An 11,349-nucleotide genomic window follows, 5' to 3' on the forward strand; every position below is an offset into this window, starting at 1 on the left:
CCGCTTTGCCGGCCGAAGCCATCCACGCGTGGCGTGGATCTACTAGCATGGTGGCATGAGCCTGCTGCGTATCGTTGCCATCATCGTTGCTGCGCTGGTGCTGCTGGTACTTTCCGGCCTGCTGCTGGCCGACCACCTGACACCGCAGGCGCGCGGAACGGTCTCGCACGTGCTGCCGCTGCAGCCGGCGCAGACGGTGATCGACCGGCAGCTGGTTCCCGAACAGGAAGCACGGCCCGGGCAGTCGGGTGTGGCCTTCCTCAGCGACGGCCTGGATGCCTTCGCGGCACGCGCGAAGATCACCGAGCAGGCGGGCCGCAGCCTGGACCTGCAGTACTACATCTGGCACGACGATCTGGTCGGCCACCTGATGGCCAAGGCGCTGTACGACGCGGCCGAGCGTGGCGTGCGCGTGCGCATTCTGCTCGATGACATGAATGCCAAGGACAAGGACGCGCTGATGATGGCGCTTGATGCGCATCCCGGCATCGAGATCCGCCTGTACAACCCGTTCCGCAACCGCAGCGGCATCGCCCGCACGCTGGAAATGATCCAGCGCGCTTTCAGCGTCAACCACCGCATGCACAACAAGAGCTGGATCGCCGACGGCCGCGTGGCCATCGTCGGTGGCCGCAACATCGGCGAGGAATATTTCAGCGCGCGCAACGATGTGAATTTCCAGGACCTGGACCTGGTGGTCGCCGGACCTGCGGTGCAACAGGCCAACCGCATCTTCGACGATTACTGGAACAGCGATGCGGCCATTCCGATCAACGCACTGGCCAGCTACACCGATGCCCAGCTGCGCGCGCTGCTGCGCCAGTCCGATCTGGATGCGCTGCACGCACGGGCACAGCCCTACCTGCAACGGGTGGCGGCATCGCGTGCGCTGCGCCAGCCGGCCCCGGATCCGCTGCACTGGAGCACCAACGTGCGCATCCTCTCCGACCCGCCGATGAAGCATCGCGGCGACGCGCGCGATGGCTGGCTGGTCAGCGCGCTGGTCAAGGAGCTGCATTCCACCCGCCATACCGCGCTGCTGGTGTCGCCCTACTTCGTGCCCGGCGAAGAGGGCCTGCGCGCACTATCGGCGATGGCCGCAGGGGGGGCGCAGGTGGGCGTGGTGACCAATTCGCTGGCGGCCAACGATGTGGCGGCGGTACACGGTGGCTACATGAAGTACCGGGTGCCGCTGCTGAAAGCCGGCGTGCAGCTGTATGAGCTGAAGGCGCACGGCGAGCCCGGCGAATCCAGCCTGTTCGGCAGCAGCGGCGCCAGCCTGCACACCAAGGCCTTCGTCATCGACGACCGTCGCGGCTTCGTGGGCTCGTTCAACCTCGACCCGCGTTCGGCTTACCTCAACACGGAAATGGGCGTGCTGTTCGACGACCCGGTGCTGGGCGCGCGGCTGCGCGAGGAGTACCTGCGCCTGGCCGACCCCCTGCACAGCTGGTGGCTGGCGCTTGGGCCCGAGGACGAGCTGCGCTGGCTCGAACGGCAACCTCCGCCGCATTGGGCGGGGCGGGAACCCGGCAGCCATCTCGGCTCGCGCCTGACCGCCCGGGTGATCAGCTGGCTGCCGGTGGAATCGCAGCTGTAACGCTCAGGCCCCGGCCTCGCCGTGCGCGTCGTGCAGCGCTTCGTCCAGGGTTTCCACGTTGCGCCCGTGCAGTCGTCGCCAGATCCAGCGCAGCGCATGCGGTGGTGCGGAGGGCAGCTGTTCCAGAAGCGCCAGCATGCGCGCCTGGGGGCCATGGCCGTGCCGGCACAGCAGGCTGGCGGCGGCGGCCGCGCTGCCCAGGCGCAGGCTGTCGGCCAGCGCGCCTTCGGCATCGCTTGCCAGTGCCTGGTGCACCGGCTCGGGCAGGTCCCAGGCCGCTGCCACACGCTGGGCCAGCGGCAGCGACCAGCGCTGCAGGAGGTCCAGCGCCAGCGCCGGCTCAACGGTCTCGCCGCGCGCCTGCGCTTCCTGCAGCAGCTGCCGCATCACCAGGGCCGCTCCCAGCCCCTGCACCAGGCCCAGCCACTGGGCGGCGAAGGCATCGCCGAAGGTGACCGTGCGCGCATGGTCGGCCGCGGCGCGTGAAGCCAGCAGCGCGTGCTCCCAGATGATCGCGCTGAACTGCGGGAATGCCTCGCACTGCACCTGCATGACCGGCTGCACCAGCACGGCACTGATGATCTGCCGCACGCCCTCGGTACCGACCAGGGTGACCGCCCGCTGCAGGCTGTCCACCGGTCGTTCGTGCACCCGGTAGGCCGGGCTGTTGGCGATGCGCAACAGGTTGCCGGTCAGCACCGGGTCCTGACCGATGATGGCGGCCATCACCCGGGCCGAGGCTGCGTCGTCATTGACCGTCTGGATCAGCTGCGGCAGCAGCTGCGGGCGACGCGGCAACTGCCGGGTCGCCCAGTCACGGTCCTGCAGGGCGCGGTCCACCGCATCGGCCAGTGCGGACGGCGCCGCCCCTGACGGCTCGCCCAGCAGATGCGGGTAAAGCGCCAGTGCATGCAGGCCGCGCTGCAGGTGGGCGGCAATCTCCGCCGGCGGCAACGCCTCGCCCTGCAGGCTGGCTGCGGCGGCGGCCACGGCCTGCCGCGGTGCCGTGGCGAGACGCACCGCACCGGTGCCGGTCAACCGGGACACCCACCCCACCAGGGTTTGCCACCAGGCCGGCCTCATCCGGGTCGGCCCTGTCGTTGCACTGCTGCTGCCACTGACTGCCCCTGCGCGTTCTTCACATCGGCCACCTGCCGTCGACGCTGCATCGGCCGGACTTTCAGCTTCTTTAACCCCGGCCGCTCGGATCTGCACGGCAGATGCCGGGGGAATGGACTAGAATGGCGCCGCGCGACCCGTCCCCCAGCCATGACGACGTCGCTTTTTTTGTTTTGGGACCCTACCGTTCATTGGCAGTTCGCTGCAGTTCGCCGCTGATCGCGCCATCGGAGACACCATGCTATTCGAAACCCTCGCCACCACCGGCCACGAACAGGTTGTGTTCTGCCACAGCCACGACGCTGGCCTGCAGGCGATCATCGCCATCCACAACACCACCCTGGGCCCGGCTCTGGGCGGCGTACGCATGCGCCCCTACGCCAGCACCGATGAAGCGCTGGCCGACGTGCTGCGGCTGAGCCGGACGATGACCTACAAGAATGCATTGGCCGGCCTCAACGTCGGTGGCGGCAAGGCGGTCATCATCGGCGACCCGAAGGTGGACAAGACCGAGGTGCTGTTCCGCGCCTTCGGCCGCTATGTGGATTCGCTGGGCGGTCGCTACATCACCGCCGAGGACGTCGGCACCGACGTCAATGACATGGAAAACATCTACCTGGAAAGCCAGTTCGTGACCGGCGTGCACCAGGTCCACGGTGGCTCGGGCGACCCGGCACCGTTCACCGCCTATGGCGCGCTGCAGGCGCTGATGGCGTCGCTGCGCTTCAAGTTCGGCCACGAGGAAGTGGGCAAGACCAGCATCGCGGTGCAGGGCCTGGGTCACATCGGCATGGAGCTGGTCAAGCTGCTGCGCGACCGTGGTGCCAAGCTCTACGTGACCGATCTGGACAGCAGCCTGGTTGATCGTGCGGTCAGCGATTTCGGGGCCGAGGCGGTGAAGCCGGACGAGATCCACGAAGTCAACGCTGACGTGTTCGCACCGTGCGCGCTGGAAGGCGCGATCAATGCCGACACCCTGCCGCGCATCAAGGCCAAGATCATCTGTGGCACCGCCAACAACCAGCTCTCCAGCCTGGAGATCGGCGATGAACTGCATGCGCGCGGCATCCTCTACGCACCCGATTACGCCGTCAACGCCGGTGGCGTGATGAATGTGTCGCTGGAGATCGACGGCTACAACCGCGAACGTGCGATGCGCCTGATCCGCAGCATCTACCACAACCTCAGCCGCATCTTCGAGCTGTCCCAGCGCGAGAACATCGCACCGCAGCGCGCAGCCGACCGCATCGCCGAGGCGCGCATCCTGTCCATCGGCAAGCTGAAGATGCCGCTGGGCCGCAGCACCCCGCGCCTGGGCAACCTGCGCGGGGGTTGAACGCGGGTCACGCGATCAGGTAGTGCCGGCCGCTGGCCGGCAACCGCATGAACCTTCTCTGCCGGCCAGCGGCCGGCACTACCGATCAGAAGGCGGCGCTGTAGCGCAGTGCCACCTGCCGCAGATCGCCGCGCGGGCCGAAGCGCTGGTCGTAGCCGAACGCCAACCGGGTGTTACGGCTCAACCACGATTCCACCGACACGCCGAACAGGCCGCCGGAACGGGTCGGCTGCAGGCCGGCCATCGGCGCCCACGCATCGACGCCGACGAAGCTGGCATCCGCGTCCAGGCCGTGGCTGGACAGCAACTGCTGCCATTCGGCATACCCGCGCAGTGACCAGCCCCGCCACTGGCGTTCAGCGCGCACGCCGGCCAATGCCTGGCTGCGGCTGCTGATGCCACCCTGCGTGCGCAGGCCGAAGCCAAGCCCGCCCTGTTCACTGAAGCGATCGCTGTCCACGCGTGCATGGTCGACGCCCATGTAGGGCGTCAGCGCGGCGCTGGCCGAACCGAAGCGGTAACCGGTCTCCATGCTGGCCATGGCAAAGCTGCCGCCGTAGCGCGCATTCACACCGTACTGCCCGGCGCCCAGCAGCAGCTGGCGGTCGATCTGGCGGGTGAACTGGCCAGCACCGACCTGCCCCAGCACATAGGCGCCGCCGCTGCTCCAGCCGGCGTACAGCTGCGCCTGCGATTGGCGGTCACGCCCGCGGTCGCCGCCCCAGCTGCTGTTGCTGTAGCTGCGCAGTTCACCGAAGGCGAAGCCGAGCACGCCGTTGCCGCCGGTGGCCACGTCCTGCCCCATCATCCAGCCACGGGTGTCGGTGCCGCTGGCCGAGAAGCTGCCCCGGCCGGCATCACCCAGCGCGTTCTGCCAGGCACCGCCCAGGCGCGGTGCGGCCTGCACCTGGCCGAAGCGCGCCGACAATGCGCGCCGTCCCAGGTCGATGCTGTCGAAGGTGGCCGCGGCGGCCAGCGCATGTGCCTTGCCGGACAGGCTGTCGAGACTGTCCTGCAGGGCCTGGTTGCCTTCCACCCGCTGCAGCGCGGCCGCACCGTTGGCGAAAGAGGACGTACCCACGCCGACATCAAGGCGTTCAAACGCGGCCTCCACCCGCAGGGCCGACGCCAGCGCAGCGCCGGACGCACGGGCCAGGCTGGCGGCCTGGGTGACGTTGATGCGGTCGGTGACCAGCACGACGTTGTCACTGCCGTAGCGCAACGAACTCTGCAGCAGGGTTCCCTGCGGCAGGCTGTTGCTGACCCCATCGAACGTGCCGGTGACGCCCTGTCCGGCATGCAGCACGGTCTGGGTGCGGCCATCGGCCGCCACGTAGCCGCTGACGATGCTGGCCACGTGCACATCACCGCCCTGCAGGGTGGCCGTGCCGGTGATCTCCAGCGGGTTGGAGCCCAGCGAAATGCTCAGCCGCGCGCCGGCACGATGCAGGTAGTTGCCGTCGATGGTGGCCTGGGTGTTGGCGTTGCGCAGGATGACGCTGGCGCCGTTGTCCACGTTGCCCTTGATCCGGCTGGTGCCGGTCATGAACTGCAGCGCAGCCCCATCCGGAACGCCGATCTGCGGCACGACGACCACGTTGGAGGTGAGCGATGCGCCATCACGCAGCGCCAGCGTGCCCTGCTCGATGCGGGTCTCGCCGGTGTAGGTATTGGTGCCCGACAGCCCCAGCGAGCCGACGCCCTGCTTGACCAGGCCGCCGCTGCCGCTGATGTCGTTGCTCCAGACCGAATCCAGACCGGTCTGCGGGACGTTGACCGTGGCGTTGCCCCAGTCGAACTTCGCCGGGCCATTGATGGCCTTGGCGATGTTCAACAGGCCGTAGCCGAAGGTGCTGTCCACGCCGGGCGCACCGAGGTCGGTGGCAGTGCCCAGCAGGGTCTGGCGGACCAGATCGTTGCTGAAATACGGGTACTTCTGCCAGACCAGCGCAGCGGCGCCGGACACCAGCGGCGCGGCGAACGAGGTGCCGTAGTTCCACAGCAGCGTGGCGCCGGTCGGGTACTGCGGGTTGACGAAAATCGCCGCGCCCGGCGCGGCCAGGCAGTAGCTGGCCGCCACGCCGCAGGCATTGGCGTAGCCGGCCAGCTTGCTGGGGTCGGTGGAATCGACGGCAGTCACCGCCAGCCAGCCGCGCTCCAGATCGGCCGCCGGCCGCGTGTTGCCCACGCCCGCCTGGCTGGGCAGCGCCGCCATGTCCGAGGGATCGGCCCTGGACTCATTGCCGGTGGCGAACACCACCAGGCCGTTGTTGTTGATGATGAAGGGGCGATACTCGGCCGCGATGGGTGCAGTGGCTGCGGCATTGGTCCAGTACAACCCGCCCCACGAGTTGTTCATGATCTTCACGCCCTGGTTGATCAGGTCCTGATGCACCCCTGCCAGGCCCAGTGCGCCATCCACCTCGTTGCCGTTGCCCGATCCGTCGTCGGTGGGCCGCGTATCGGAAATGATCCGCGCCGAGACGATCTGCGCATTCGGCGCGATGCCGCCCGGCCACGAACCGAACGCCTTGCCCGCCGCCAGTTCGGCAACGGCGGTGCCATGGCCGACCACGTCGTCGTTGTTGAGGTTGTTGCTGCGCGGATCGACGTAGCTGTAGCTGGCCACGACCCGCCCGCTCAGGGTGGGATGGTTGCGCTGCACGCCCGAATCGACGATGCCGATGCGCACGCCGCTGCCGTCCAGCCCGGCACTGCGTGCCGCATCGGCCTGGGTGATGGCCAGGTGCGCGTTGATGGCCGGCTCGACCGGCTGGGTCGGGGTGGTCGGAGGAGGCGTCGTGGGCGGAGGCGTGGTGGGAGGCGTCGTGGGAGGAGGATCGACGCGCACGTTGTTGCCGCCGCCCCCGCCGCCACATGCCGTCAACGCGATTGCCAGTGCCGATCCCAGGATCGACCTTCCCATCGTCTTGCGTTCCATCGATTCCTTCCCATGAACGTTGGCCTGCCATCGTCCCTGCAGGCATCAAGGGCTGCCCAGCGGCAGCCGTCGCCGACCCTCTATACTTGGGCCGACCCCCACGCAGTCTGCCGGGAAACAGCGTTGCTTCCAACAGCCGCCGTCTCCTTTCCGAACATTGCTTACGCATCAACGAGATTGCCATGTCCAACATCGTCATCGCCGCCGCCAAGCGCACCGCCATCGGCTCCTTCCTCGGCCAGTTCAACGGCGTGCCCACCCCGACCCTCGGCGCGGCCGCCATCGCCGCCGCCCTTGAGCAGTCCGGTGTTCCGGCCAGCGACGTTTCCGAGGTCCTGATGGGCTGCGTGCTGCCGGCCAACCTGGGCCAGGCGCCGGCCCGCCAGGCCGCCATCACGGCCGGCATCCCGCTGTCGGTCGGTGCCACCACGCTGAACAAGGTGTGCGGCTCGGGCATGAAGACCATCATGCTCGGCCATGACCTGATCAAGGCCGGTTCGGCCAAGGTGGTGGTGGCGGGCGGCATGGAATCGATGTCCAACGCCCCGCACATGCTGCCCAATTCGCGCACCGGCAACCGTTTCGGCAACTTCCAGGCGGTGGACCACATGGCCCACGATGGCCTGGTCAATGCCTACGACGGCAAGGCCATGGGTGAGTTCGCCGAATGCGCGGTGGACAAGTACCAGTTCACCCGCGAGGAACAGGACGCCTACGCCATCGAATCGGTGCGGCGTGCGCAGGCCGCGCAGGCCAACGGCGCGTTCGCCGATGAGATCGTTGCGGTGAAGGTGGCCACCCGCAAGGGTGAGGTCGAGTTCGCCAGCGACGAGCAGCCCGGCCGCTCGGACATCGCCAAGATCCCGACCCTGCGCCCGGCCTTCAAGAAGGACGGCAGTGTCACCGCCGCCAGTTCGTCCAGCATTTCCGACGGCGCTGCCGCAGTGGTTTTGCTGGGCGAAGACGATGCAGCGGCGCGCGGCATCACCCCGCTGGCCCGCATTGTCGGCCATGCCACCCATTCGCAGGAGCCGGAGTGGTTCACCACTGCACCGATCGGTGCGATCCACGCACTGCTGGAAAAAACCGGCTGGACCCTGGACCAGGTGGACCTGTTCGAGATCAACGAGGCCTTCGCGGTGGTCGCCATGGCGCCGATGCGTGAACTGGGCATTCCGCACGAACGTGTCAACGTGAATGGCGGTGCCTGCGCACTGGGCCATCCCATCGGTGCCTCCGGCGCGCGTCTGGTGGTGACCCTGGTCAACGCATTGCGCACGCACGGCGGCAAGCGCGGCATTGCCACGCTCTGCATCGGTGGCGGCGAAGCAACGGCCATCGCCATCGAATTGATCTGAAAGGAATTAACGCTGATTTCGCAAAAATGAATGCGGGATCGCTTGACAGCCAATCTTGGCTTGTCATCATGTTGTCGGCGCGCAGTTGCGCGTTGCCTAATTCAACGACGAGGATTCACACAATGAGCATCAACAAGCTGCTGGTCGCTATGTCCCTGGCCCTGGCCCTGGCCGCCTGCTCGAAGCAGGAAGCTGCCCAGGACGCCGCTGCTTCGGCCAACGAAGCCGCCACCGAAGCCCAGGCTGCTGCCGACCAGGCCGCCGCTGCTGGCGCCCAGACCGCCGACGCTGCCCAGCAGGCCGCTGACACCGCCGCCACCGCTGCCGACGCTTCGACCGACGCTGCTGCCCAGGCTGGCGCTGCTGCCACCGACGCTGCTGCCGGCGCTGCTGCCGACGCTGCCAAGGCCGGTGAAGCCACCGCCGAGCAGGCCAAGGACGCTGCTGAAGAAGCCAAGAAGTAATAACTTCTTTCTTCACGCTGTTCTGGAAAAGCCGCTGGTTCGCCAGCGGCTTTTTCTTTGCCCGATGCCCTGCCACCGCACCACCACCGGGCCTTCACGACGGCATGAATAGGCTGGCGTCCCCATCCATTGCAGCCTTGGAGACCGCCATGAAGACCCGTCCGCTGACCACCTCCCTGCTGGCCGCCTCCCTGCTGCTTGCCTTGGCTGCCTGCAAGGGCCCCGAGGCCGAACAGGCAAAGCAGGACGCCGCCCAGGCCGCAGACAGCGCTGGCGCCGCCGCGCGCGAAGCGGTGGACAAGGCCGCAGCCGCGACCCGCGACGCCGCTGACAGGACCGCTGAAGCGTCCGAGCACGCTGCCGCTGACACCCAGCAGGCGCTGGACAATGCCGCCGACGCCACCGCGAACGCCGCAGAGCAGGCCAAGGTCGCCGCCACCGATGCCGCCGCCCACGCCAGCGACGCCACCGCCACGGCCGCGCAGAAAGTCGCCGACAAGGCCCGCGATGTCGCCGACGACGCCAAGGCCAACGCCGCCAAGGAAGAAGCCAAGCACTGAAGCGCCACAGCGCTCGGCGCTACCCGTAGCCGAGCATGGGCTTGGCTCTACACAAAAGCCGCGGCATGGCCGCGGCTTTTCTGCTTCTGCCTTCTGCTTTTTCTGTTGATTCCGCGGTGGACGCGCACGGAAAACCGTCCGAGGCCGCGCGGGTGGGTTGCGCAGGGGCGTAAGCGCCATGGATGGCGCGCCCGAGCCTACAAGGACGTATTTACGGCGTCCCCTGCGCAGCCCACCCGCGCGGCCCGCTCACGATGCAGGGACCACCGCGAGGGGCTCCGCCGTTGGCCGCCTACTGCGGCAGCGCGCGCGCCATCATCGCCCCCACATCCACCCCCGCCGGCAGCGTCCCGAACACCAGGCCATGCTCGCCCTGCAACCGGCTGCGCACGAACACCCCGGCCATCGGGCTGCGCGCCCGCAACAGCAAGGCCGCCTGCAACAACAGCACCGTGCGCTCGCAGAACAACCGCGCCTGTGATTCATCCGGGGCCGGTGCCGAAGCCCAGCGCTGCAGGGCATCCGCGTAACGCGTGTCGTGATCGGCCACCGCCTCCAGCTCCGCACGCAGCGCCCGCAGCGCGTCCGGCTCGCGGCCCATCGCCCGCAGCACATCCAGGCACTGCACGTTGCCGCTGCCTTCCCAGATCGAATTCAACGGCGCCTGCCGGTACAGCCGCGGCAGCATCGATTCTTCCACATAACCAGCACCGCCCAGGCATTCCTGCGCCTCATTGACGAAGGCCGCTGCGCGCTTGCAGACCCAGTACTTGCCCAACGCCGTGCCCAGCCGCGCCAATGCCGCTTCCTGCGGATCGCTGCCGGCGCGGTCGACCGCGCGCGCGATGCGCATCGCCAACACCGTGGCCGCTTCCGATTCCAGCGCCAGGTCGGCCAGTACATTGCCCATCAGCGCATGCTCCACCAACGGCTTGCCGAAGGTCCGCCGGTGCCGTGCATGGTGCAGCGCCTGCGCCAGGGCCATGCGCATTTCCGCAGCCGCGCCGAGCATGCAGTCCAGCCGCGTCATCATCACCATGCCGATGATGGTGGCCACGCCCCTGCCCTCCTCGCCCACGCGCCAGGCCTGCGCGCCGCAGAACTCGACTTCGCTGGAGGCATTGGACCAGTCACCCAGCTTGTCCTTCAGGCGCATCAGGTGGAAGGCATTGCGATCACCATCGGCCAGCCGCCGCGGCATCAGCAGGCAGGTCAAGCCAGCGGGCGCCTGCGCCAGCACCAGAAAGCCATCGGACATCGGCGCGGAGAAGAACCACTTGTGACCCACCAGGCGATAGCGCTCACCGTCGATGGGCTCGGCACGGGTGCTGTTGGCGCGCACGTCCGAACCGCCCTGCTTCTCGGTCATGCCCATGCCCAGGGTGATGCCGGCCTTGTCGGCCACCGGCACGTCGCGCGCGTCGTAGATGGGGGCGGCGGCCTTGCGTGCCCATTCGGCCAGGTGCGGGTGTCCCTGCAGCACCGCCACCGCGGCATGGGTCATCGTCAGCGGACAGCTGGTGCCCGCCTCCGCCTGGTGGTGCAGATAGCTCAGGGCGGCCCGCGCCACATGCGCGCCGGGTTGCGGCTCATGCCATGACAGACCCGACACGCCATGCTGCTTGGCGGCGTGCATCAGCTGGTGGTACGCCGGATGGAATTCCACCGTATCAATGCGATGGCCCTGCGCATCGTGCGTGCGCAGCCGTGGCCGGTCACGGTTGGCATCGAAGCCGAGTTGATAGAGCTGGTTGCCCGCAAGCGCGCCATACACCACCAGCCGCGGCACGAATGCCGCCCCGCCCTCGCGCTGCACGGCTTCGGCCAGCGCCACGTCGTCGGTCCACAGTTGGCGGCCCGCAAACGGCGGCGGCTGGTTCAACACCACATGGGTTTCAAAGGGCGTGCTGCTGCTGAAACTCGGTCCGTTCATCGGTTCCATCCTTGCCGGCGAGAGGGCTGCGCGCCGAT

The 11,349-nt window shown here is 68.2% G+C and carries 8 protein-coding genes; 5 read left to right on the forward strand and 3 right to left on the reverse strand.

The features are described from left to right. Positions 1–55: 55 nt before the first annotated feature. Positions 56–1,600, forward strand: a complete 1,545-nt coding sequence (locus C1924_RS14165) for a phospholipase D family protein (protein WP_108765876.1) — start codon at positions 56–58, stop codon at positions 1,598–1,600. Positions 1,601–1,603: 3 nt separating this feature from the next. Here the strand turns inward: C1924_RS14165 and C1924_RS14170 are convergent, their stop codons facing one another. Beyond that, the gene (locus C1924_RS14170; protein WP_108765877.1) at positions 1,604–2,683 is read right to left on the reverse strand and encodes an HDOD domain-containing protein; all 1,080 of its coding nucleotides are present in this window, start codon (positions 2,681–2,683) and stop codon (positions 1,604–1,606) included. Positions 2,684–2,957: 274 nt separating this feature from the next. Between C1924_RS14170 and C1924_RS14175 the strand changes: the two genes are divergently transcribed. Beyond that, entirely contained in the window at positions 2,958–4,055 is a 1,098-nt protein-coding gene (locus C1924_RS14175) for a Glu/Leu/Phe/Val dehydrogenase dimerization domain-containing protein (RefSeq protein ID WP_108765878.1), read from the forward strand. A gap of 85 nt (positions 4,056–4,140) precedes the next feature. Here the strand turns inward: C1924_RS14175 and C1924_RS14180 are convergent, their stop codons facing one another. Next, positions 4,141–6,996, reverse strand: a complete 2,856-nt coding sequence (locus C1924_RS14180; RefSeq protein ID WP_108765879.1) for an autotransporter serine protease — start codon at positions 6,994–6,996, stop codon at positions 4,141–4,143. Between the two features lie 182 nt (positions 6,997–7,178). Between C1924_RS14180 and C1924_RS14185 the strand changes: the two genes are divergently transcribed. From C1924_RS14185 to C1924_RS14195, 3 genes are all read left to right on the forward strand, one after another. Continuing rightward, entirely contained in the window at positions 7,179–8,354 is a 1,176-nt protein-coding gene (locus C1924_RS14185) for a thiolase family protein (protein WP_108765880.1), read from the forward strand. A gap of 122 nt (positions 8,355–8,476) precedes the next feature. Next, positions 8,477–8,818: a hypothetical protein gene (locus C1924_RS14190; RefSeq protein WP_108750689.1), complete on the forward strand. Its 342-nt coding sequence runs from the start codon at positions 8,477–8,479 to the stop codon at positions 8,816–8,818. Positions 8,819–8,967: 149 nt separating this feature from the next. After that, positions 8,968–9,378 (forward strand): hypothetical protein, encoded by a 411-nt coding sequence (locus tag C1924_RS14195; RefSeq protein ID WP_108767070.1) that lies wholly within the window; start codon positions 8,968–8,970, stop codon positions 9,376–9,378. A 292-nt stretch (positions 9,379–9,670) separates the two neighbouring features. Here the strand turns inward: C1924_RS14195 and C1924_RS14200 are convergent, their stop codons facing one another. Beyond that, positions 9,671–11,311 (reverse strand): acyl-CoA dehydrogenase family protein, encoded by a 1,641-nt coding sequence (locus C1924_RS14200; protein ID WP_108765881.1) that lies wholly within the window; start codon positions 11,309–11,311, stop codon positions 9,671–9,673. Positions 11,312–11,349: the final 38 nt, after the last annotated feature.

The sequence above is a fragment of the Stenotrophomonas sp. ESTM1D_MKCIP4_1 genome (genome assembly GCF_003086895.1).
Classification (GTDB): domain Bacteria; phylum Pseudomonadota; class Gammaproteobacteria; order Xanthomonadales; family Xanthomonadaceae; genus Stenotrophomonas.

Bases quoted from the DNA above. Each gene is read 5' to 3' on its own strand.
- C1924_RS14165 (WP_108765876.1), top strand. From the start codon at position 56: ATGAGCCTGCTGCGTATCGTTGCCATCATCGTTGCTGCGCTGGTGCTG.
- C1924_RS14170 (WP_108765877.1), bottom strand. From the start codon at position 2,683: ATGAGGCCGGCCTGGTGGCAAACCCTGGTGGGGTGGGTGTCCCGGTTG.
- C1924_RS14175 (WP_108765878.1), top strand. From the start codon at position 2,958: ATGCTATTCGAAACCCTCGCCACCACCGGCCACGAACAGGTTGTGTTC.
- C1924_RS14180 (WP_108765879.1), bottom strand. From the start codon at position 6,996: ATGGAACGCAAGACGATGGGAAGGTCGATCCTGGGATCGGCACTGGCA.
- C1924_RS14185 (WP_108765880.1), top strand. From the start codon at position 7,179: ATGTCCAACATCGTCATCGCCGCCGCCAAGCGCACCGCCATCGGCTCC.
- C1924_RS14190 (WP_108750689.1), top strand. From the start codon at position 8,477: ATGAGCATCAACAAGCTGCTGGTCGCTATGTCCCTGGCCCTGGCCCTG.
- C1924_RS14195 (WP_108767070.1), top strand. From the start codon at position 8,968: ATGAAGACCCGTCCGCTGACCACCTCCCTGCTGGCCGCCTCCCTGCTG.
- C1924_RS14200 (WP_108765881.1), bottom strand. From the start codon at position 11,311: ATGAACGGACCGAGTTTCAGCAGCAGCACGCCCTTTGAAACCCATGTG.